The organism is Variovorax sp. YR566 (assembly GCF_051992195.1).
Classification (GTDB): domain Bacteria; phylum Pseudomonadota; class Gammaproteobacteria; order Burkholderiales; family Burkholderiaceae_C; genus Variovorax.
Genome location: NZ_CP197092.1, coordinates 5,683,541 through 5,704,264, shown reverse-complemented (window position 1 = coordinate 5,704,264; position 20,724 = coordinate 5,683,541). Strand labels below are relative to the sequence as shown.

The following is a 20,724-nucleotide window of genomic DNA, read 5'->3' as shown; positions in this document are numbered from 1 at the left end:
GCGTCAGAGCGAGTCGGCCTGCCCGTCGGCATCGCCGTGCAGCGAGGCGGTCACGCGCTTCCAGCGCGTGCCGAGCGTGCCGTCGAGTTCGCCGGTGGCGGACTGCACGCGGCAGCCGCCGCGCGCGATGGTGTCGTCGGCGCGCACCTGCCAGCCGGCGGCTTCGATCTCATTGCCGAGGCTGTTCTTCACCAGTGCCACGTCGTCGGGGTTCAGCAGCAGGCGCGGCTCACCGCGCAGCGCGGGCTCGGTGTTGAGCAGGTCGCGCACCACGGGCAGCACCCATTCGGGCTCGGCCTTCAGCGTGCGATGCACCACCTGGCGGGCCACGTCGAGCGCGAGCGCAAGCACGGTGTGGGAGAGTTCTTCTTCTGCGCGGCGCAAGGCATCGGGCAGCGACTGGGCCAGCGCGCGCAGGCGTTCGGCATGCACGCTGGCGGCCGCGAGGCCGGTGGCCAGCCCTTCGGTGTGCCCGACCTTGCGGCCTTCGGCAAGCCCGGCGGCGCGGCCCTCGGCCTCGCCGTCGATGCGGGCTTCCCTGCGGATGCGCGCGATGTCGGCAAGGTCGACCCTGGGGGCGGGCGGTGCAGGCGGCGGGCCGTTGCGCTCCGCGCCCTTGCGGCTGGCGGGCGCCTTGCCGTCGATGGTGCCCATCTCCCAGCGCTCCCAGGCCGAAAGCGTGGGAGTGGGCGAGGGCGCAGGCTTCGGTCCGGCCGCCGCATGGCGCGCGGCGGCGTGGATGGCGGCAAGCCGTTCGCGCGACTCGCCGAAGGCGCCGTTGGTGTCAGACGAAGTCATCGGTGCCAGGCGCCGCGATCACGATTTCGCCAGCCTCCGCCAGACGGCGGGCGACTTGCAGGATGGCCTTCTGCTCGGTCTCGACCTGCGACACGCGCACGGGGCCGCGCAGCTCCATGTCTTCGCGCAGCGTCTCGGCGGCGCGCTGCGACATGTTGTTGAGGAACTTGTCGCGCAGCTCCATCGGCGCGCCCTTGAGCGCGATGATGAGCGAGTCGGACTCGATGTCCTTGAGCAGGCGCTGGATGCTGCGGTCTTCCAGGCCCAGCAGGTTCTCGAACACGAACATCTCGTCGACGATGCGCTGGGCCAGCGCCTCGTCCTGTTCGCGCACATGGGCGATGGCTTCTTCTTCCACACCGGTGCTCATCAGGTTGACGATCTCGGCCGCGGTGCGCACGCCGCCCAGGCGGCTGCGGCGCACGCCCTGACCCGCGAGCATCTCGGTGAGCACGTCGGTCAGCTCGTTCAGTGCCGATGGCTGCACGCCGCCGAAGGTGGCCACGCGCATGATCACGTCGTGGCGCAGCCGCGCCGGCAGCTTCTCCAGCACTTCCGATGCCTTCATGCGGTCCAGGTGCACGAGCAGCGTTGCAAGGATCTGCGGATGCTCGTCGCGGATGAGTTCGGCCACTTCGCCAGCCTCGAGCTCATTGAGCCGCTCGATGCCGCCGTGCGGCTCGTCGGGCTGCAGGATGTCCTCGAGCAGGTTGCTGGCGCGGTCGTCGCCCAGCGCCTTCTTCAGCACGGCGCGGATGTAGCTGGTCGAGCCCAGGTGCAGGGCCGACAGCTGTTCGGTCTCGTGGCGGAATTCGGAGAGCACGGCGGCCAGCTCGTCCTTGGAGACGGAGCTGAGCTTCGACATCGCAAGGCCCAGCGCCTGCACCTCGGAGGTGGGCAGCTGGTGCAGCGCGGCGGCGGCGCGGTCTTCGCCCAGCGCCATCAGAAGAATGGCGCTCTTGCGGGTTCCCATTTCGCTATTCATCGTTGTGCATCCAGTGCTGGATCAGGGTGGCCACCAGCTTCGGATCCTTGTCGGCGGCCTGGTGGGCGTATTCCATGTCGGCCTTGCGGCGGTTGGCCTCGCGCTCGCGCAGGCTTTCGTCGGGGGAGGGCGCGTTCGGGTCTGGCTCCGCGGCATGCGCGAAGGCGGGGCCGGTGGACGCTGCGGGTGCAGGCGGGGGAGCCAGGTGCCGGCGCATCAGCGGACGCAGCACGGCGAACCAGGCGAAGAGCGCGAGCAGCCCGTACAGCAGGTACTGGCCCAGCATCTTGCCGAGCTCGATGTTCTCGCGGTCGCGCCAGAACGGCACCTCGGGCGCGGGGGCGCTGTCGGCGTCGCGGGCGAAGGCGCTGTTCACCACGTTGAGCGAGTCGCCGCGATCCTGGCTGAAGCCCATGGCTTCCTTCGCGAGGTTGCGGATTTGCTCCAGCTCGGCCGGAGTCAGCGCACGGTTGCTGCTCTTGCCGCTCGCGTCCACCGCATCGCGGTTGTTCACCACCACGGCGACCGACAGGCGCTTCACGCCACCGGCGGCCTGCTGCACGTGGCGGATGGTGCGGTCGAGCTCGTAGTTGGTGGTGGTGTCCTTGCGCGTGCTGCTCGGGCCGGTGGGGGCGGTGCTGGCCGTGGAGCCTGCTACGCCCGGTGCACCCGGAGCGCCAGGTGTTCCTGGCGCGGGTGGAGTGCCCGGTGCGTTCGGTGCACGCGGGCCGGTGATGGGCGCGGCCGGGTTCACCGGCGGCTGGTTCGACAGCGCGCCCGGCACGCCGCCGGGTTGGCCGCCGCCGTGCTGCGCCGATTCGCTGCTCTGCTGGCTGCGGATGGCGACCTGCGTCGGGTCCTGGTTGGGCTTGTATTTCTCGTCGGTGTGCTCGACCACCGAGAAGTCGATGTCGGCCGCCACCTGCGCGCGCACATTGTTCGCGCCCACGATGGGCTGCAGGATCGCTTCGATGCGGCGGATGTAGCCCTGCTCGATCTCCTGCGCGTACTTGAGCTGGCTCACGTCCAGCCCGCGGTCGCCGCCGCGCGCCGAGGACAGCAGGTTGCCGCGCTGGTCGACCACGGTCACGCTCTTGGCGTCGAGGTCGGGCACGCTGCTGGACACCATGTGCACGATGGCGCTGACCTGGCCTTCGTCGATGCTGCGCCCGCGTGCGAGCGCGAGCACCACCGAGGCCGATGGCTTCTTCTGGTCGCGCACGAAGAGCGAGGGCTTGGGCAGTGCCAGGTGCACGCGGGCCGACTCGATGGCGCCGATGGATTCGATGGAGCGCGCCAGCTCGCCTTCGAGCCCGCGCTGGTAGTTGACCTGCTCGGCGAACTGGCTGGTGCCGAACTTCTGGTTGTCCATCAGTTCGAAGCCGACGCCGCCGGCCTTGGGCAGGCCCTGCGCCGCGAGCTTCAGGCGCGTCTCGGCCACCTTGTCGCCCGCGATCAGGATCGCGCCGCCGCCGTCGGCGAACTTGTAGGGCACGTTCATCTGCTGCAGCGACGCGATGATCGCGCCGCCGTCGCGGTCCGACACGTTGGTGTAGAGCACCTTGTAGTCGGGCCCGCGGCTCCAGAGCATGAACGCGGCCGCGGCGGCCACCAGGGCCGCGCCTCCGATGATCAGCGGCAGCCGGGGCTGCGCGCGCATGCGGTCCAGTAGCGCAGGCTGGCCGTTGCCGGCCGCAGGCAAAGCACCCGCGGGCGCCGCCGTGCTCATGGGTGCACCTTCGTCGTGGCGGTTGCCGTTGCCATGGTGGGAGTGGAGATTCGGTGTAGAGATTTCATTCCGGATGGCCCGTGATGTCGTCCGCGGCCTGTTCGTTTCGCCGACGATTGTCAACAGTCACCCGGAATTCGAATGCCCGAACAGCCGGGGTTTTTGCCCTCAGTTGCGCGCTTGAATCGGGGTCTTCCCTTGATACGCTGCAAGCAGGCAGGAGGGCTTTTGCCCCTCCATGTCAAGTCACGCAGAAGTGTTCAAACAAAGGAAGAGGGATCTCCCATGTCGATCAGTGCCATCGAATCCGTACTGCAGCAGATGCGCGCCACCGCGCTGCACACGGGCATTGCGCCGGCGGCCGCTGCCGGTACGCCGGTCGAAGCCGGCGGTTTCGCAGCCGAGCTCCAGCGCTCGCTTTCCAACATCAGCGGCGCGCAGCAACAGGCCTATGCGCAGGCCGAGTCGTTCGAACTGGGCAAGCCCGGTGTCGCGCTCAATGACGTGATGGTCGACCTGCAGAAGGCCAACGTCGCCTTCCAGACCGGGCTGCAGGTGCGCAACCGCCTGGTGACTGCCTATCAGGAAGTGATGAACCTGCAGGCCTGAGGGTGCGGGTTGGTGGCATGGGCAGCCTGTGCAACTTTTTTGTACGTTGCCCTAAAGGTTCGTGAGACCCCGCCGATAACCAAGTCAACGATGGCTTGAGTCTCACAGTGGAAGCGGGTCCAGCGTTACGGCCGAAGGCCGGAGTCCACAACCTTTTTTCATCAATCAGGAGTCGAACATGGCGCAAGTCATCAACACGAACAGCCTCTCTCTCATCACGCAGAACAATCTCAACAAGTCGCAGTCGGCGTTGAACAGCGCCATCGAGCGCCTGTCTTCGGGCATGCGCATCAACAGCGCCAAGGATGACGCTGCCGGCCAAGCCATTGCCAACCGCTTCACGGCCAACATCAAGGGCCTGACGCAAGCAACGCGCAACGCCAACGACGGCATCTCGATCGCCCAGACGACCGAAGGCGCGCTGACCGAAGTCAACAACAACCTGCAACGCATCCGCGAACTGTCGGTGCAAGCCGCCACGGGCACGAACTCGGCAAGCGACCTGGACTCGATCCAGTCGGAAATCGGCCAGCGCCTGGACGAAATCAACCGCGTGTCGGAACAGACCCAGTTCAACGGCGTGAAGGTCCTGTCGGCTGACGCCGGCAAGCTGACCGTTCAAGTCGGCGCGAACGATGGCGAAACCATCGACATCGACCTGCAAGAAATCAGCGCCAAGACCCTCGGTCTGGACGGCTTCAACGTCAACAACACCGGTTCGAAGAACAAGACCGCCACGGCTTCCGACCTGCTGGTCGCCGGCTTCACCGCGGGTGCCACCACGAACGGCATCACGGCTTACAGCCGCACGCTGACCACGGCCGCCAACGGCGCCACGGCCAACGACGTGCTGGCCAAGATGCAGGACGGCGGCACGGTCACCATGACCGGCGGCGCAACCTACACCTACAGCGCAGCGACCAAGAGCTACACCGCCACGGAAGCTACCCGCAGCCAGGCCAACACGCTCGCTTCGCTGACCCCGCCGGCCGGCACCAGCGTGACCGCCACGGTCAAGCTCGGCAACCGTTCGATGGACGTCAAGATCGACAGCAACGGTGCAATGACCGACGCTGCCGACGGCTCGGCCCTGTACCTCGACGCGTCGAAGAACCTGACCAAGACGGGCGCTGGCGCGACTTCCGCCGCCACGCTGTCGGCAGTGCTCGAGCAAGCCACCGGCATGTCCGCCACCGGCGACTCGATCACCATCGGCGCAACCGGCGCTTCGTACACGGTGGTGACGGCAGCTGCCGGCGCCAGCACCTTCGCGGTTGCCGGCGAGCGCGCCACGGCCGACCAGGTCGCAGCCAAGATCAACGCTGGCGCAGGTTCCATCGACATCGACGGCGCTGGCGCTACCGCTGCCTACGCAGTGGCAGCAGCCGGCGGTGCCGTGACCGGTGCCTACATGGGCGTGAGCGGCCTGACGACGACCGCCGCCGAATCGATCAACCTGAACGCCAACGGCGTGGCGACCGATTCGCAAGGCAGCACCGTGTATGCCGATTCCACCAAGCCCGGCAAGGTGACGACCAACGCCGTGAGCGATGCCAAGTCGACGGTCGACCCGCTGAAGGCACTGGACGCCGCCCTGTCGAAGGTCGACAAGCTGCGCAGCTCGCTGGGTGCGGTGCAAAACCGTTTCGACTCGGTGATCGCCAACCTCGGCACCACGGTGACGAACCTGTCCTCGTCGCGTTCGCGCATCGAAGACGCTGACTACGCCGTTGAAGTGTCGAACATGACGCGCGCCCAGATCCTGCAACAGGCAGGTACCTCGGTGCTGTCGCAAGCCAACCAGACCACGCAAGGCGTGCTGTCGCTCCTGCGTTGATCGACAAGGTCTAGTTAGTCAGACGCAAAGGAATGCCGGGCCCCTCCCGCAAGGGTGGAGTCCGGCTGGCGCAGGTCCCCGGAGCAAACCGGGACCACTTGCGCTGCCCTCTGCGGCCATGCCCCAAGGGTGAGGCCCCAGAGGACAGCGAACCAGCAAGACAAGGTGGAAATGATGTTGAACCCCGTGCCGGCTACCCCCGTGATGGAGAACCAGTGGACGCAGCTGCTCGTCGGCGGCGCCGCGGCCGTGCGGGGCCTGGTGGCCGGTGCGAAGGGCGACGCTGCGGCCGACGCGAAGGACGACGCCACGCCGGTGCAGGTCGAGCAGGCGGTGCACCAGGTGAACGAAGCCTTCGCGCTGCGCGAGGTCGGCCTGCAGTTCGAGGTCGACAAGGACACAGACAAAGTCATCGTCAAGGTGGTGGACCGCGCCAGCGGCGAGGTCATCCGCCAGATTCCCAATGAAGACGTCGTGCGCATCGCGAAGCTGATGAGCGACGGCAACGGCTTGCTGGTGGACCACGCGGCCTGAGACCGCACCAGATTCTTCATTCGTAGCAGAACACCCAATTCAGGAAAGCTTTCACATGGCAACCATCAGCAGCCTCGGCGTCGGCGCCAATCTCGACCTTGCCAGCTTGCTCACGCAACTCCAGACCGCCGAGAGCCAGCCCCTGGTGGCACTGCAGGCGAAGGCCAAGAGCTACACGAGCAAGCTGTCCGCCTACGGCACGATCCAGAGCGCGCTCAGCACGCTGCAGACGGCTGCCAAGAAACTGGGCGACCCGACGCTGTTCCAGAGCGTGACCGGCACGCCGACCGTCAGCGGCATCCTGTCGGCATCCGCCACGGACGTGAGCGCCGCCGGCAACTACACCATCGACGTGTCGCAGCTCGCGCAGGCGCAGACCGTCATCACCGCGGGCCAGGTCGACACCAAGACCGCGATCGGCAACGGCAAGATCACCATCGACTTCGGCGCCATCACGGGCGGCACGCTCAACGCCACGACCGGCCAGTACACCGGCGCCACTTTCACCGCGGATGCGAGCCAGACCGCGAAGTCGATCACCATCGACCCGACCAACAACACGCTGGAAGGCATCCGCAACGCGATCAACGGCGCCAATGCCGGCGTGACGGCCACCATCGTGAACGACGGCAGCGGCTCGCCCAACCGGCTGGTGCTGACCTCCACGCAGACCGGTGAGAAATCGAGCATGCGCATCTCTGTCGACGGCGATGCGACGCTGCAGAACCTGCTGAACAACGACCCGGCCGGCACGCAGAACCTGAAGCAGACGGCAGCGGCGCAGAACGCCAAGCTGAACGTCAACGGCATCGACGTCACCAGCGCGAGCAACACCGTGAAGGAAGCCATCCAGGGCGCCACGCTGACGCTGGTGAACACCGGCAAGACCGGCCTGTCGATGAAGGAAAACACGGCCGGCGTGAAGACGGCGATCAACGATTTCGTGAAGGCCTACAACAGCCTCCAGAGCACCGCCGCGTCGCTGACCACGTACGACGCCGACACCAACACCGCCGCCGCGCTGGTGGGCGACAGCACGCTGCGCAACCTGCAGACGCGCATCCGCCAGGCGCTCACCACGCCGCAGGCCGGCGGCACCAACGACATGAAGGTGCTCACCGAGATCGGCGTGGCCTTCCAGAAGGACGGCACCCTGGCCGTGGATTCCGACAAGCTCGACAAGGCCCTGGCCAACAACCTGAAGGGTGTGGCGAACCTCTTCTCGAGCGCCACCGGCAGCACGGCCGGCTACGGCAAGCAGATCGATGCGCTGGTGACCGACCTCAACACCGGCGCCCTGAAGGTGGCCAGCGACGGCGTGACCTCCACCATCAAGCAGCTCGACGACCAGTACGACGCGATGCAGCTGCGCGTGGACGCCACGGTCGACCGCTACCGCAAGCAGTTCAACCAGCTCGACGTGCTGATCAACAGCATGAACAACACGAAGTCCTATCTCACGCAGCAGTTCGAAGCGATGTCGAACAGCAGCAAGTAAGCAAGCGGGGCACCAGCCGATGTACACCTCCCACAACATGCGCACCGGCGCCGGCGCTTATGCGCGCGTCGGTGTGGAAACGAGCGCGATGAGCGCGTCGCCGCACCAGCTCATCGTGATGCTCTTCGATGGCGCGAAGACCGCCATCGGCATGGCCCGCCACCACATGGCGGCCGGCGATATCGAAGCCAAGGGCAACGCGATCTCCAAGGCCATCGGCATCGTCGACAACGGCCTGAAGGCCGCGCTCGACGCCCAGGCCGCCGGCGATGCCGGTGCCGAACTCGTGCGCAACCTGTCGGCGCTGTACGACTACATCGTGCAGCGGCTGTTCCGCGCCAACCTGCACAACGACGTGCAGGCCCTGGACGAGGCTGACCGGCTGCTCGAGAACGTCGCTTCCGCCTGGCGGGAGATCGACGACCGGGCTCGCAGCTGAAATGCAACCGCAAAAATGAGACAGGACAACATGGCATTCCGGAGTGAGGTCGTTCATTGCTACGAGGAGCTGGCAACCAGCATTGCATCGATGCTGGTGTTGGCACGCGCCAAGGAATGGGGCCGGCTCCCCGCGCTCGAAGAGCGTTGCGCGGCCATGGTCGAGCGATTGCGCGCCATCGAACCGTTCGAGACGCTGGATTCGATGCAGGTCGAGTACGTGCTCGATTTGCTCGAACGCATCCGTTCGGATCAGGCCGAGGTGTCGGGCCTCATCAAGCCGCAGATCGAGGACCTGATCGGCCGCATGGGGTATCTCACCCAGCAGAAGAACCTCGGCAGAGCCTACGGGCCGCCGCACTGAGCGCGGCCCGAAGAAACGCCGAAGAAGCCGCACCATGACTGCACTCGCCGGATTACTCGATGCGCTGCTGGCCGCAAGGCTGGCGCCGCGGCTCGACGTGCTGGGCATCAAGGCCGAGGCCGTCATCGGCGCGCCGGGGCCGGCCGTGCCTGTCGGCAAGGTCGACAACGACGTGCGGCTGCCTTCCAATGCCGCGCTCGACCGGCAACTTCCGGGCGCGATGGCCGGCGGCACGGCGCATGCGGGCGCGGGTGCTACGCCGTCGGTGGCCATGCGACTGTCGGTGGCGGCGCGCGTCATCGGCGCGGTGCTGGCCGACCTGCAGGCGCAGCCTGGGCCGGTGCGCGGCGCGGCGCCGCTGCTGTCGTCGCGCGGGCAGCCTGCGAGCGCTGCGGCGTTGGCCGGCGCGCTGGCGCAGACGGTGTCGGACAGCGGCCTCTTCTATGAATCGCACCTGGCGGAGTTCGCGGCCGGCAGCCGCACGCTCGCGCAGATGGCGCAGGAGCCCCAGGCGCGCTGGTCGGCGCCGGTGGCTGCGAGGCCCGATGTGGCGGCATCGGCTGCAGCCGTGGCTGCTGTTGCGCAGGCGCCGGCCTCCGCGACCTCCGTGGGGGTGTCCGGCGTGTCGCCGGCGCTCTTGGTGCAAGCCATGGTGGTATCGGTACCACAGGGCGATGCATTCCGCACTGTTGAGAATGCGCCCGTGCCGCAGGCGCCCGCTACCGATGCGCAGCCACAGGAAGCCGCACGTTCCGCACAAGACCCCGCCCAGGTTTCCGGGCAAGCCGTATCGAACGATGCCGCGCGCGTGCAGGCGGCCTATCGCCAGCCCGAGAGCGCGCAGGTCGGCGGCATGCTCGATTCGATGCCCGCGCATCGTGCCGGCGATTCCGCACGCCAGGCCGACGGCGCTGCTGCCGTATCGGCATCGCGCGGCGCCGAAGTGATTCATCCGCAAGCCGTCACGATCGTGCACCAGCAACTCGACCTGCTGGCCAGCGCAGTCTTCCGCTGGAGCGGCCAGGCCTGGCCCGATGTGCCGATGAGCTGGTCCATCGAGGAAGAGCAGGCGCAGCAGCGAGATGGCGCCGCGGCGGAAGAGGAGGGCACGCGCCGCTGGTCGACCACGGTGTCGCTGGCGCTGCCGCGGCTCGGCGAAGTCGATCTGCGCCTGAGCCTCGAAGGCCCCGCCGTGCAGGCGCATCTCTTTGCGCGCGAGACCGCCACCATGGCACGCCTGCGCGGCGACACGGGCCGGCTCGCGAAGCGCTTCGACGCGGCGGGCCTGCGGCTGCAGCAGGTGCAGGTCATGGCGAAGGCGGCGGCATGAATGAAGTGCTCGACAACCGCAACAGCGCCGTCGCGCTTTCGTATGCGGACAAGACACGGGCCCCGGTTGTCGTGGCCAAGGGCTATGGCGTGGTGGCCGAATCGATCATGCGCGAGGCGCGCGAGAACGGGCTTTACGTGCACTCGTCGGCCGACCTCGTGAAGTTGCTGATGCAGGTCGACCTCGATCAGCAGATACCGCCGCAGCTGTACCTCGCGGTGGCCGAGGTCATGGCGTGGATCTACGGCCTCGAAGGTCGCGCAGGCGACTAATTGAACAACGAATCAATGGCAAATCATGAATACGGATATTCATGCAAGAGATTTATCAGTGAATCAAAACAAGGCCATAGTATTTATTAATTCGATGCCTCTGATGAATAAATTCCTGCCCAAAAACTCGCGATTGGAACAACTTGTTACGTGATTGTGTAACGCTTATGACCCTCACTCTCCATGGGGACAAGTGGCGTTTCTGTCAGACGACTCCTACCTTTTTTGGCCTCCTGTCATACAAAACACTTCAACATGTAAAACTTTGTGTATATAATGTATACACGATTGATAGGAGCACGAAGTGAGCTTTGAATCGGAAATGGGATCAGACGTGGAAAATTGCAACATCACCGCAAACGGCGTGATTTCGAGAGAAATCGGCGAGATAAATCTGGCCTATATGCTGCTGGCGCAGAAGCTGGTCAAGCAGGATCGGGCCGAGGCCATGTTCCGCCTGGGAGTGGGGCGCGAGCTTGCCGATCTGCTGGCGAACATGTCGCTCAGCCAGATCGTGAAGCTGGCTGCTTCCAACTTCCTGCTGTGCAGCTTCCGCCTGGACGACCGACCGATGTTCGCGGTGGTCGGCGAGGGCAAGGAACCGGCGCTGCAGCAGGCGCATATGTCGATCCTGATGGCTGCGCGACAGGCCCAGGCTCAAGCCCAGGCGCCGATGCGCGGAGCGAGCGCGGCGTGAGCAGCAAGAGCGTTCTGGGCGAGGTCCGGCAGGTCCAGCTCGCGATCGAGCTGATCGGTCTCGGCGCCCGGCTGCAGTTCCTGGAGGCGGCAGTCAAGCTGAGCCGGGAGCGCCTGATACGCCTCTACAAGGAACTCAAGGGCGTTTCTCCGCCCAAGGGGCTGCTGCCGTTCTCTACCGACTGGTACATGACGTGGCTGGCCAACATCCACTCGTCGATGTTCTACAACATCTACCGCTTCATGCTCGACGAAGCCGACGAGAACGAATTGCCCGCGCTCATCAAGGCCTATCGCCTCTACACCGAGCAGGTCGAGTCGCAAGGCGGCGAGGTGGTGCTCGACTTCACCCGCGCCGAGACCATGGTGCGCTTCTTCGACAGCGACATGCTGCAGCTGAGCACCTGCAGTCGCTGCGGCGGCCACTTCGTGGCCCATGCACATGACAACAAGAACGGCTACGTGTGCGTGCTGTGCCGTCCGCCTTCGCGCGCAGGCAAGGCGCGCAAGCCCAAGCTGTCCGAGGTGCGCCGGGGTGGGCTCGTCGCCGTGGCGCCGGTGCTCGACATCGGCGGCGCCGTCTAGGAAAAAAGTGCCCCCGCCTCCGGTGTCCGGAGGCCTGGGGTTTGTTGATTCGACGCCGCAGGGCGATAGGGGAAGCGCGTGCTGGTTCTGGCTGGATATCTCGTGGTGATAGGTGCCGTGTTCGGTGGCTACGGCCTCATGGGCGGGCACTTCGGCGTCCTGTTCCAGCCGGTGGAGTTGCTCATGATCGGCGGCTCCGCGCTGGGCGCATTCATTGCCGGCAACAACGGCAAGACCATCAAGGCCACCATCAAGGAGCTGCCGCTGCTGCTGCGCACCTCCAAGCACAACCGCCAGCTCTACATGGACCTGATGGCACTGCTGTACGAGCTGCTCGCCAAGGCCCGCAAGGAAGGGATGATGAAGTTGGAGTCCGACGTCGAAGACCCGACCCAGAGCGAGATCTTCATGCGCTACCCGAGCATCATGGCGCACGAGGGCATCACCGTCTTCCTGTGCGACTACCTGCGCCTGGTCATCAGCGGCAACACCGACGCGCACGAGATCGAGGCGCTGATGGACCACGAGATCGAAACCATCCGCCACGAAGCCGCGGTGCCCGGCCACAGCCTCTCGCGCGTGGGCGACGCACTGCCCGCGCTGGGCATCGTCGCGGCCGTGATGGGCGTTGTGCACGCGCTCGGATCGGCCAACCTGCCGCCTTCGGAGATGGGCGCGCTCATTGCCCACGCGATGGTGGGCACCTTCCTCGGCGTGCTGCTGGCCTACGGCTTCGTGTCGCCGCTGGCTTCGCTGATCGAGCAGAAGGTGGAAGAGGGCATGAAGATCTACCAGTGCGCCAAGGTCACGCTGCTGGCCAACCTCAACGGCTACGCGCCGCAGCTTGCGGTGGAGTTCGGCCGCAAGGTGCTGTTCTCTACCGAGCGCCCGTCTTTCACCGAGCTGGACAACCACGTCCGCGAAGTCAAGGCGCGCTGACGCACACACGGCCATGAGCGACTCGAAGCCCCAGATCATCGTCAAGCGCGTGCACGCGGGCGCGCGCGGCGGCGGCCATGCGGGCGGCGGCTGGAAGATCGCCTATGCCGACTTCATGACCGCCATGATGGCCTTCTTCCTCGTGATGTGGCTGCTCTCCATCTCGAGCCCGAAGCAGCGCGAAGGCATTGCCGAGCACTTCCGCATGCCGCTGCGCGTGGCGCTGGCCGGCGGCGAGAAGTCCAGCCTCAGCACCAGCATGATCCCCGGCGGCGGCGCCGATCCGATGCACGTCGAGGGCGAGGTCAAGCTCACCGAAACGGCCAGCGAGGACGAGGCCGACGCCGCCCGCCTGGCCGACATGAAAAAGAAGCTCGACCAGCTGATCGAGAAGAGCCCGGTGTTCCAGCAGTTCCGCTCGCAGATCCTGATCGACATCACCACCGAGGGCCTGCGCCTGCAGATCGTCGACACAGAGAACCGCCCGATGTTCGAGCTGGCCAGCGCCCGCGTGGTGCCGCACATGCGCGCCATCCTGCGCGAGCTGGCACCTGCGCTCAACGGCCTGCCCAACAAGATCACGCTGTCGGGCCACACCGACGCCATCGTCTACACCAACGACCGTTCGTACGGCAACTGGGAGCTCTCGTCCGACCGCGCCAACGCCTCGCGGCGCGAGCTCGTGGCCGGCGGCATGACCGAGGACAAGGTGCTGCGCGTGATCGGCCTGGCCGACAGCATGCACCTGGACAAGGCCGACCCGCGCAACCCCATCAACCGGCGCATCAGCATCATCCTGCTCAACCATCGCACGCAGGAGCGCATCGAGCGCGAGAACAGCAGCGAGCCTGCCGGCACGCGCATCGGCAAGGCGGCCGCGAAGGCGTCGTAACAACAAAACAACAAGAGCTCAAGAGATGGACCTCAGTCAATTCACCCAGGCCTTTTTTGTCGAAGCCGTCGAACTGCTCGCGGAGATGGAGCAGCTGCTGCTGGAGCTCGACGTCGAGGCACCCGACAGCGAACAGCTCAACGCCATCTTCCGCGCGGCGCACTCGATCAAGGGCGGCGCCGCGACTTTCGGTTTCGTCGCCCTGACCAACACCACGCACGTTCTCGAGTCGCTTCTGGACCGCGCCCGCCACGGGCAGCTGCGCCTGAACGGCCGAATGATCGATGCATTCCTGGAAACGAAGGACGCCTTGCAAGAACAACTCACTGCCTACCAGGCCGGCAAGGAGCCGGACCCGGACATGGTCGCGCACATCTGTGGCGTGCTTCAGCAACTCGCGCTCGAAAGCGGCGACGACAGCGCGGTGGCGCAGGTGTCCGCACCGGCGCCTGCTCCCGCTTCAGCGCCAGTGGCTGCGCCTGCAGCGCCGGTCGCATCGTCCGCATCGAGCAGCGGCGCGCTGCGCATCCGCTTCGCGCGCCTGTCCGACAGCGAATGCGACCTGCTCGCGGGCGAGCTGGCCAACCTCGGCAAGGTGTTGTCGCGCACGCGCAGCAACGACCAGCTGACCGTGCTGCTGGAAACCACCTGCGCGCCCGACGACATCGTCGCGGTCTGCTGCTTCGTCATCGACGAGTCGCAGATCGACATCACGCATGAAGCCGCTGCTGCTGCCGTAGAGGCTCCGGCCGTGGCCGAAGCCCCGGCACCCGTGGCTGCGCCAGTGCCCGAGCCTGCTGTAGTCGCCGAGGCATCGAAGCCGCAGGCAGCGGCATCGGTCGTCGCACCCGCCGCCAAGGAATCGAGCTCCATCCGCGTCGATGTCGAGAAGGTCGACCAGCTCATCAACCTCGTGGGCGAGCTCGTCATCACGCAGTCGATGCTCACGCAGGCCGCGACCATGCTCGACCCGGTGGCCTACGAGCGCTTCCTGAGCGGCCTCGGCCACCTGGAGCGCAATGCGCGCGACCTGCAGGAATCGGTCATGTCCATCCGCATGATGCCGATGGACTATGTGTTCAGCCGCTTCCCGCGCGTGATCCGCGACGTCAGCGCCAAGCTCGGCAAGCAGGTTCGCCTGGACACCTACGGCAAGGAAACCGAACTCGACAAGGGCCTCATCGAACGCATCGTCGACCCGCTCACGCACCTGGTGCGCAACAGCCTCGACCACGGCATCGAAACGCCGGAAGTGCGCCTGGCCAAGGGCAAAGACGCCACCGGCCAGCTGCTGCTGTCGGCGCAGCACCACGGCGGCAACATCGTGATCGAGGTGAGCGACGACGGCGGCGGCCTCAACCGAGAGCGCATCCTGGCCAAGGCCATGCAGCAGGGCATGCCGGTCAGCGAGTCGATGCCCGACGAAGAGGTGTGGCAGCTCATCTTCGCGCCCGGCTTCTCCACAGCCGAACAGGTTACCGACATCTCGGGCCGTGGCGTGGGCATGGACGTGGTCAAGCGCAACATCCAGGAGATGGGCGGCCACGTGGAGATCCACTCGCGCGGCGGGCAGGGCACCACCACCCGCATCGTGCTGCCGCTCACGCTGGCCATCCTCAACGGCATGTCGGTCAAGGTGGGCAGCGAGGCCTACATCCTTCCGCTGAGCTACGTCATCGAGTCGCTGCAGCCGCTGCCGGAGCACCTGCATTCCATTACCGCCGACGGCCACGTGATCCGCGTGCGCGGCGAATACCTGCCGTTGATCGAACTGCACCGCGTGTTCGACGTGTCGGGTGCGCAGACGCATCCCACGCAGGGCATCCTGGTGATCGTGCAGGCCGACGACAGCCGCTTCGCGCTGCTGGTGGACGAACTGCTCGGACAGCACCAGGTGGTGGTGAAGAACCTGGAAACCAACTACCGCAAGGTGCCCGGCATTTCCGCCGCGACCATCCTCGGCGACGGCAGCGTGGCTTTCATCATCGACGTGGGCGCCATGCCGCGCATCCAGCGCGCGCAGGCCGCGAGCACGGCCGCGCTGGCGGGCGCCGCCCGGAGGATTGCCACCGACGCCATCGCGCTTTGATCGCTCTGACACCCCACGGAGACAGCTGAATGCGGTTTGATTTCTTCCGGCGTTCCTCCGGCGACACAGGGGCCAACCCCGATCTTGGCGCCGGCACCGACGCGTCGGCACAGCCCGACGCGGGGCCCGACGGCCACGTGGCCTACGCCATGCTGCTCGACGCGCAGCGGCGCGTCATGGGCTATCGCATGGCCTGGCGCGCGGCGGGCGGCGAGGGCTCCGGCGTGTCCGGCGCTGCCGGCGTCAAGGCGCTGATGGACACGCTCGCCATGCACCTCAACCCCACGCCCGCGGGCTGGCTGCTGGGGCCGCAGCTGGTGTTCGTCGACGTGACGGTCGATGCGCTGTTCCAGAGCGAGCTGCAATCGCTGCCGCCACAGCACATGGTGCTGTGCATGGGCGTGGACGAACTGCTGGACGCGGACATGCGCTCCATCCTGCTGTTCCTGCGCGAGCAGGGTTTCGGCTTCATGCTGTGCGGCGCCACTGCGCTGCCCGAAGACCTCGAGCTGCGCGCCATCGTCACTCACTTCGAGGTGGATGCGCGCGACGCCGACACCGTGGCTCGGCTGCGCCGGGACGCGGAGCTGGGCCACCCGCCGGTCGAGCCGATCGCCTCGCGCGTGGAAAACTGGGACGAATTCGACGCCTGCGCCGGGCGCCGCGTGAATGTGTTCATCGAAGGCGCGTTCCGCAACCCGCCGGTGCGCGAGACCGAAGACGCGCTGCAGCCCGAGTCGCTGCTGATCGTGCAGCTGATGCAGATGCTCCAGCGCAACGAAGACGTGCGCGTCATCGAGGCCGCGCTCAAGCACGACGCTGCGCTCACCTACCGGCTGCTGCGCTACATCAACTCGCCCTCGGTCGGCATGGCGGTGGAAATCCATTCGCTGCGCCATGCGGTGGCCATGCTCGGCTACTCGCCGCTGTACCGCTGGCTGTCGCTGCTGCTGGCCACCAGCAACAAGGGCGGCTCGCCCTTCATGATGAAGAAGGCGATCCTGCGCGGGCGCTTCGTCGAACTGATGGGGCAGGGCATGCTGCCGGCCAGCGAGGCCGACAACCTGTTCGTGGCCGGCATGTTCTCTCTGCTCGACCAGTTGCTGGGCGTGTCGATGGAGGGCGTGCTGCGCAAGGTGCAGCTCACCGAGTCGGTGCAGCAGGCCATTCTTTCGCGCGGCGGCCTGTACGGCCCCTTCGTGGCGCTGGCCGAAAGCTGCGAGCTCGACGACGGACAGGCTTCGCGCCTGTCGGAAGCGTTGTTCCTGAGCGCGGACCAGGTCAATGCGGCACAGCTGTCTGCGCTGGTGTGGGCGCAGGACGCGAGCCCGGTCGCGGCCGGCCCCTGAACGCGCGCGAGGCCGGAAGTGCAGGGCATTTGTTCGTTTGATCGGGCCATTGGAAACGGCGGGCGCTATGTACATTGAAAGCCAAGCTTCCAGGATGGCCGTGACTACCGAGTTCCTTTTTACCGACAGCGACTTTTCCCGGATCCGCACCCTCATACACCGCCGCGCCGGCATCGCCCTGGGCGAGCAGAAGCGGCAGATGGTGTACAGCCGGCTCTCGCGCCGGCTGAGAGAGCTCCAGGTACCCGACTTCGCCACCTACCTCGACTGGCTCGAAGGGCGGCAGGATGGCGAGGAGTGGCAGTTGTTCATCAACTCGCTCACCACCAACCTGACCTCGTTCTTCCGTGAGGCCCATCACTTCCCGACGCTGGCCGAGCACGTGCGCAAGGCGAAGCAGCCCGTCACCGTGTGGTGCGCGGCGGCCTCGACGGGCGAGGAACCCTATTCGATTGCCATCACACTGATGGAGGCGCTGGGTGACAAGGCGGGCTCGTCGCGTGTGATCGCCACCGACATCGACACCTCGGTGCTGGCCAAGGCGGCTACCGGCGTGTTCACCGCCGAGCAGGTGCGCAGGCTTGCACCCGAGCGGCTGCGGCGCTTCTTCAACAAGGGCACCGGCGCGAATGCGGGCAAGGCGCGCGTGCGTCCCGAGGTGGCGGCGCTGGTGAAGTTCTCGCGGCTCAACCTGCTCGACAGCGCGTGGGCGGTGAAGGAGCCGGTGGACGCGATCTTCTGCCGCAACGTGATGATCTATTTCGACAAGCCCACGCAGAAGAAGGTGCTCGACCGCTTCGCGCCGCTTCTCAAGCCGAACGGCCTGCTGTTCGCGGGGCATTCGGAGAACGCGTCGCTCGTCAACCAGGCCTTCCGGCCGTTGGGCCAGACCGTGTACGAGCTGGCGCGCGCGCGTGCCACGGGCGTTCCATGATGGCTTCGAACCCTGCCGCACCGGACTCGGTGGCCAGCCACCACTACTTCGACCGCGACGTCGGCCTCATGGCCGTGAAGCTGTTGCCCTCCGAGTACTACGTGACTTCGAGCAACACCGTGCTGAGCACCGTGCTCGGCTCGTGCGTGGCCGCCTGCCTGCACGACAGGGAAGCCGGCGTGGCCGGCATGAACCACTTCATGCTGCCCGACGACGGCGAAGCAGCCGGCACCGGCACGCGCGATGCATCCGAGTCGATGCGCTACGGCGCCTACGCCATGGACACCCTGATCCGCGAACTGGTGCGCGCGGGGGCGCGCCGCGACCGGCTGCGCGCCAAGGTGTTCGGCGGCGGCGCGGTACTGGCCAACATGACCACGCTCAACATCGGCGACCGCAACGCCGACTTCGTGCTGCGCTACCTGCGCAACGAACGCATCGAAGTCGCCGCGCAAGACCTGCGCGGGCCGCATGCGCGCCGCGTGTGCTTCGTGCCGGCGACCGGCAAGGCCATCGTGCGCAAGCTGCGTGCGCAGACAGAAGTGGCGCAGGTGCAGAACGAAGAGGGCGAGTTGCTGCGCAGGCTGTCCGGCCTTCGCGCGGCGCCGGCTGCCTCAACCAAGGGAAACCCGTGAGCAATAAAAAAATCAAGGTGCTGTGCGTCGACGACTCGGCACTGATCCGCAGCGTGATGACGGAGATCATCAACAGCCAGAGCGACATGACCGTGGTGGGCACGGCGGCCGATCCGCTGGTGGCGCGCGACCTCATCAAGGTCACGAACCCCGACGTGCTCACGCTCGATGTCGAGATGCCGCGCATGGACGGGCTGGAGTTTCTCGAAAAGCTCATGCGGCTGCGGCCCATGCCCGTGGTCATGGTGTCGTCGCTGACCGAGCGCGGCTCGGAGATCGCGCTGCGCGCGCTCGAGCTGGGCGCCATCGACTTCGTGACCAAGCCGCGCCTGGGCGTGCGCGACGGCCTGCTCAACTACACAGAACTGATCGCCGGCAAGATCCGCACGGCCGCGAGCGCGCGGCTGCTGCCCGGCCGGCATGCCGCGGCCCCGCGCCCTGGCGGCGACGCGCCGCACGAATCGCTGCTGCGCAGCCCGTTGCTGAGCACCGAAAAGCTCATCATCATCGGCGCCTCCACCGGCGGCACCGAGGCCATCCGCGAAGTGCTGCAGCCGCTGCCGCCCGATTCGCCCGCGGTGATGATCGCGCAGCACATGCCGGCCGGCTTCACCCGCTCGTTCGCGCAGCGGCTCGACGGCCTGTGCCGCATCAACGTGAAAGAGGCCGAGCACGGCGAGCGCGTGCTGCCCGGCTATGCCTACATCGCGCCCGGCGGCTTTCACCTGTCGCTCGCGCGCAGCGGCGCCAACTACGTGGCCCACCTCGACCAGGAGCCACCGGTGAACCGCCACCGGCCGTCGATCGACGTGCTGTTCGATTCAGCGGCCAGGCACGCGGGCAAGAACGCCATCGGAATCATCCTGACCGGCATGGGCAGGGACGGCGCCGAAGGCCTGCTGCGCATGAAGCGCGCGGGTGCGCACACGCTGGCGCAGGACGAGGCCAGCTGCGTTGTCTTCGGCATGCCGCGCGAAGCCATCGCACTGGGCGCGGTGGACGACGTGTCCCCATTGAGCGAAGTGAGCCGCCGGGTGATGGCGCACCTTCGCACGTTCGGCGAACGTGCGAACCGAGTTTGAAAAACGACCTGTTGGAGTTGGAAATATCGTGATCGACAAGAGCATCAAAATCCTGGTTGTGGACGACTTCCCGACCATGCGCCGCATCGTGCGCAACCTGCTGAAGGAACTGGAGTTCCTCAACGTCGACGAGGCGGAAGACGGCGCGGCCGGTATCGAGAAGCTGCGCGGCGGCAATTTCGGTTTCGTGGTGTCCGACTGGAACATGCCGAACATGGACGGCCTGACCATGCTGCAGACCATTCGCGCCGACCCCGAGCTGAAGAAGCTGCCGGTGCTGATGGTCACGGCCGAGGCGAAGAAAGAGAACATCGTGGCGGCCGCGCAAGCTGGCGCCAACGGCTACGTGGTGAAGCCATTCACCGCCGCCACGCTCGAAGAGAAGATCACCAAGATCTTCGAAAAGCTTGCGAAGGAAGCGGCCTGACATGAGCCAGAACGCTGCCGGGGCCGCGGACCCCACCAACACCGCCGAAGAACTGCTGGGCCGCATCGGCCAGCTCACGCGCCAGCTGCGCGAAGGCCTGCGCGAGCTGGGCCTCGACAAGCAGGTGGCCAAGGCCGCGCAAGCCATTCCGGATGCGCGCGACCGCCTGAGCTACGTAGCCGCCACCACCGAGCGTGCCGCGCACCGCGCGCTGAACGCCATCGACGTGGCACAGCCGCTGCAGGAAGCTCTGGCCAGCGATGCCAAGGGCCTCAGCAAGCGCTGGGACCTGTGGTTCGAAAACCCCATCGAGCTCGACCACGCGCGCGAACTCGTGCTCGACACGCGCAGCTACCTCAACGAGGTGCCGGAGCGTGCCGGCGCGATCAACTCGCAGCTGATGGAAATCCTGATGGCGCAAGACTTCCAGGATCTGACCGGCCAGGTCATCAAGAAGATGATGGAAGTGGTCAACGACGTGGAGACGCAGCTGCTGCAAGTGCTGATCGACAACTCCGCGCCCGAGAAGCGCCAGGAGGCCGCGCACAGCCTGCAGAACGGCCCGCAGGTCAAGCCCGGCAACCCCGATGCGGTGACCGATCAGGCACAGGTCGACGACCTGCTGGAGAGCCTCGGCTTCTGAGCCCGGGCCGGGCTTCCAGGCCCTGCCTATTGTCCGAATAGCAGGGCGATAAGGGCCCT

22 protein-coding genes are annotated in these 20,724 nt (G+C 66.5%); 19 read left to right on the top strand and 3 right to left on the bottom strand.

What is annotated here, in order from left to right:
- Positions 1-3: 3 nt before the first annotated feature.
- Genes fliH through fliF form a run of 3 tightly spaced genes read right to left on the bottom strand, consistent with a single transcriptional unit; the run spans position 4 to position 3,512 of the window.
- Positions 4-798, bottom strand: coding sequence for a flagellar assembly protein FliH (fliH, locus tag ACTG4X_RS26630; protein ID WP_307617366.1), 795 nt, complete (start codon positions 796-798; stop codon positions 4-6).
- Entirely contained in the window at positions 785-1,783 is a 999-nt protein-coding gene (gene fliG / locus ACTG4X_RS26625; RefSeq protein WP_093058557.1) for a flagellar motor switch protein FliG, read from the bottom strand. Before fliG ends, fliH begins: the two co-directional genes overlap by 14 nt.
- Complete coding sequence (gene fliF / locus ACTG4X_RS26620; RefSeq protein WP_440532321.1) at positions 1,776-3,512, bottom strand: flagellar basal-body MS-ring/collar protein FliF; 1,737 nt, start codon at positions 3,510-3,512, stop codon at positions 1,776-1,778. Before fliF ends, fliG begins: the two co-directional genes overlap by 8 nt.
- Before the next feature lie 285 nt (positions 3,513-3,797).
- On the opposite strand from fliF, the gene fliE reads away from it, so the two are divergent.
- The 19 genes from fliE (at position 3,798) to cheZ (ending at position 20,665) form a co-directional block, all read left to right on the top strand.
- The gene (gene fliE, locus ACTG4X_RS26615; RefSeq protein ID WP_093077280.1) at positions 3,798-4,121 is read left to right on the top strand and encodes a flagellar hook-basal body complex protein FliE; all 324 of its coding nucleotides are present in this window, start codon (positions 3,798-3,800) and stop codon (positions 4,119-4,121) included.
- A 178-nt stretch (positions 4,122-4,299) separates the two neighbouring features.
- Positions 4,300-5,958 carry a FliC/FljB family flagellin gene (locus ACTG4X_RS26610; protein ID WP_093058560.1) on the top strand — a complete coding sequence of 553 codons (1,659 nt, stop codon included), beginning with the start codon at positions 4,300-4,302 and terminating at the stop codon, positions 5,956-5,958.
- A gap of 171 nt (positions 5,959-6,129) precedes the next feature.
- Complete coding sequence (locus tag ACTG4X_RS26605; RefSeq protein WP_093058561.1) at positions 6,130-6,492, top strand: flagellar protein FlaG; 363 nt, start codon at positions 6,130-6,132, stop codon at positions 6,490-6,492.
- Between the two features lie 55 nt (positions 6,493-6,547).
- A complete protein-coding gene (gene fliD / locus ACTG4X_RS26600; RefSeq protein ID WP_093058562.1) occupies positions 6,548-7,990 on the top strand; it encodes a flagellar filament capping protein FliD in 1,443 nt (480 codons plus the stop codon).
- Positions 7,991-8,009: 19 nt separating this feature from the next.
- Positions 8,010-8,429 carry a flagellar export chaperone FliS gene (gene fliS / locus ACTG4X_RS26595; RefSeq protein WP_093058563.1) on the top strand — a complete coding sequence of 140 codons (420 nt, stop codon included), beginning with the start codon at positions 8,010-8,012 and terminating at the stop codon, positions 8,427-8,429.
- A gap of 30 nt (positions 8,430-8,459) precedes the next feature.
- A complete protein-coding gene (locus ACTG4X_RS26590; RefSeq protein WP_440532320.1) occupies positions 8,460-8,792 on the top strand; it encodes a flagellar protein FliT in 333 nt (110 codons plus the stop codon).
- 34 nt (positions 8,793-8,826) lie between these two features.
- On the top strand, positions 8,827-10,122 hold the full coding sequence (gene fliK, locus ACTG4X_RS26585) for a flagellar hook-length control protein FliK (protein ID WP_440532319.1): 1,296 nt from the start codon (positions 8,827-8,829) through the stop codon (positions 10,120-10,122).
- The gene (locus tag ACTG4X_RS26580; protein ID WP_093077277.1) at positions 10,119-10,394 is read left to right on the top strand and encodes an EscU/YscU/HrcU family type III secretion system export apparatus switch protein; all 276 of its coding nucleotides are present in this window, start codon (positions 10,119-10,121) and stop codon (positions 10,392-10,394) included. The genes fliK and ACTG4X_RS26580 overlap by 4 nt, the downstream gene beginning before the upstream one ends.
- Positions 10,395-10,698: 304 nt before the next feature.
- A complete protein-coding gene (gene flhD / locus ACTG4X_RS26575) occupies positions 10,699-11,091 on the top strand; it encodes a flagellar transcriptional regulator FlhD (protein WP_371127410.1) in 393 nt (130 codons plus the stop codon).
- Positions 11,088-11,675: a flagellar transcriptional regulator FlhC gene (gene flhC / locus ACTG4X_RS26570; protein ID WP_093058567.1), complete on the top strand. Its 588-nt coding sequence runs from the start codon at positions 11,088-11,090 to the stop codon at positions 11,673-11,675. Before flhD ends, flhC begins: the two co-directional genes overlap by 4 nt.
- Before the next feature lie 78 nt (positions 11,676-11,753).
- On the top strand, positions 11,754-12,614 hold the full coding sequence (motA, locus tag ACTG4X_RS26565) for a flagellar motor stator protein MotA (RefSeq protein ID WP_093058568.1): 861 nt from the start codon (positions 11,754-11,756) through the stop codon (positions 12,612-12,614).
- Between the two features lie 13 nt (positions 12,615-12,627).
- Positions 12,628-13,506, top strand: coding sequence for a flagellar motor protein MotB (gene motB / locus ACTG4X_RS26560; RefSeq protein ID WP_093058569.1), 879 nt, complete (start codon positions 12,628-12,630; stop codon positions 13,504-13,506).
- Positions 13,507-13,531: 25 nt separating this feature from the next.
- Positions 13,532-15,595, top strand: coding sequence for a chemotaxis protein CheA (gene cheA / locus ACTG4X_RS26555; protein WP_440532318.1), 2,064 nt, complete (start codon positions 13,532-13,534; stop codon positions 15,593-15,595).
- Positions 15,596-15,624: 29 nt separating this feature from the next.
- The gene (locus ACTG4X_RS26550) at positions 15,625-16,944 is read left to right on the top strand and encodes an EAL and HDOD domain-containing protein (protein ID WP_440532317.1); all 1,320 of its coding nucleotides are present in this window, start codon (positions 15,625-15,627) and stop codon (positions 16,942-16,944) included.
- 94 nt (positions 16,945-17,038) lie between these two features.
- Positions 17,039-17,878: a CheR family methyltransferase gene (locus tag ACTG4X_RS26545; protein ID WP_371127567.1), complete on the top strand. Its 840-nt coding sequence runs from the start codon at positions 17,039-17,041 to the stop codon at positions 17,876-17,878.
- On the top strand, positions 17,875-18,513 hold the full coding sequence (gene cheD / locus ACTG4X_RS26540; protein WP_093178162.1) for a chemoreceptor glutamine deamidase CheD: 639 nt from the start codon (positions 17,875-17,877) through the stop codon (positions 18,511-18,513). Before ACTG4X_RS26545 ends, cheD begins: the two co-directional genes overlap by 4 nt.
- Before the next feature lie 56 nt (positions 18,514-18,569).
- Positions 18,570-19,595, top strand: coding sequence for a protein-glutamate methylesterase/protein-glutamine glutaminase (locus tag ACTG4X_RS26535; protein WP_373559405.1), 1,026 nt, complete (start codon positions 18,570-18,572; stop codon positions 19,593-19,595).
- Between the two features lie 31 nt (positions 19,596-19,626).
- Entirely contained in the window at positions 19,627-20,022 is a 396-nt protein-coding gene (cheY, locus tag ACTG4X_RS26530) for a chemotaxis response regulator CheY (RefSeq protein ID WP_172839779.1), read from the top strand.
- Position 20,023: 1 nt separating this feature from the next.
- Positions 20,024-20,665 carry a protein phosphatase CheZ gene (gene cheZ, locus ACTG4X_RS26525; protein WP_093058575.1) on the top strand — a complete coding sequence of 214 codons (642 nt, stop codon included), beginning with the start codon at positions 20,024-20,026 and terminating at the stop codon, positions 20,663-20,665.
- The last annotated feature ends 59 nt before the right edge of the window (positions 20,666-20,724 follow it).

Coding starts and splice junctions, on each gene's coding strand:
- fliK (WP_440532319.1), top strand. CDS start 8,827: ATGACTGCACTCGCCGGATTACTCGATGCGCTGCTGGCCGCAAGGCTG.
- fliS (WP_093058563.1), top strand. CDS start 8,010: ATGTACACCTCCCACAACATGCGCACCGGCGCCGGCGCTTATGCGCGC.
- ACTG4X_RS26550 (WP_440532317.1), top strand. CDS start 15,625: ATGCGGTTTGATTTCTTCCGGCGTTCCTCCGGCGACACAGGGGCCAAC.
- ACTG4X_RS26590 (WP_440532320.1), top strand. CDS start 8,460: ATGGCATTCCGGAGTGAGGTCGTTCATTGCTACGAGGAGCTGGCAACC.
- ACTG4X_RS26610 (WP_093058560.1), top strand. CDS start 4,300: ATGGCGCAAGTCATCAACACGAACAGCCTCTCTCTCATCACGCAGAAC.
- ACTG4X_RS26535 (WP_373559405.1), top strand. CDS start 18,570: ATGACGGAGATCATCAACAGCCAGAGCGACATGACCGTGGTGGGCACG.
- ACTG4X_RS26545 (WP_371127567.1), top strand. CDS start 17,039: ATGGCCGTGACTACCGAGTTCCTTTTTACCGACAGCGACTTTTCCCGG.
- fliF (WP_440532321.1), bottom strand. CDS start 3,512: ATGAGCACGGCGGCGCCCGCGGGTGCTTTGCCTGCGGCCGGCAACGGC.
- fliH (WP_307617366.1), bottom strand. CDS start 798: ATGACTTCGTCTGACACCAACGGCGCCTTCGGCGAGTCGCGCGAACGG.
- fliG (WP_093058557.1), bottom strand. CDS start 1,783: ATGAATAGCGAAATGGGAACCCGCAAGAGCGCCATTCTTCTGATGGCG.
- fliD (WP_093058562.1), top strand. CDS start 6,548: ATGGCAACCATCAGCAGCCTCGGCGTCGGCGCCAATCTCGACCTTGCC.
- ACTG4X_RS26580 (WP_093077277.1), top strand. CDS start 10,119: ATGAATGAAGTGCTCGACAACCGCAACAGCGCCGTCGCGCTTTCGTAT.
- cheA (WP_440532318.1), top strand. CDS start 13,532: ATGGACCTCAGTCAATTCACCCAGGCCTTTTTTGTCGAAGCCGTCGAA.
- fliE (WP_093077280.1), top strand. CDS start 3,798: ATGTCGATCAGTGCCATCGAATCCGTACTGCAGCAGATGCGCGCCACC.
- cheD (WP_093178162.1), top strand. CDS start 17,875: ATGATGGCTTCGAACCCTGCCGCACCGGACTCGGTGGCCAGCCACCAC.
- cheZ (WP_093058575.1), top strand. CDS start 20,024: ATGAGCCAGAACGCTGCCGGGGCCGCGGACCCCACCAACACCGCCGAA.
- motB (WP_093058569.1), top strand. CDS start 12,628: ATGAGCGACTCGAAGCCCCAGATCATCGTCAAGCGCGTGCACGCGGGC.
- ACTG4X_RS26605 (WP_093058561.1), top strand. CDS start 6,130: ATGATGTTGAACCCCGTGCCGGCTACCCCCGTGATGGAGAACCAGTGG.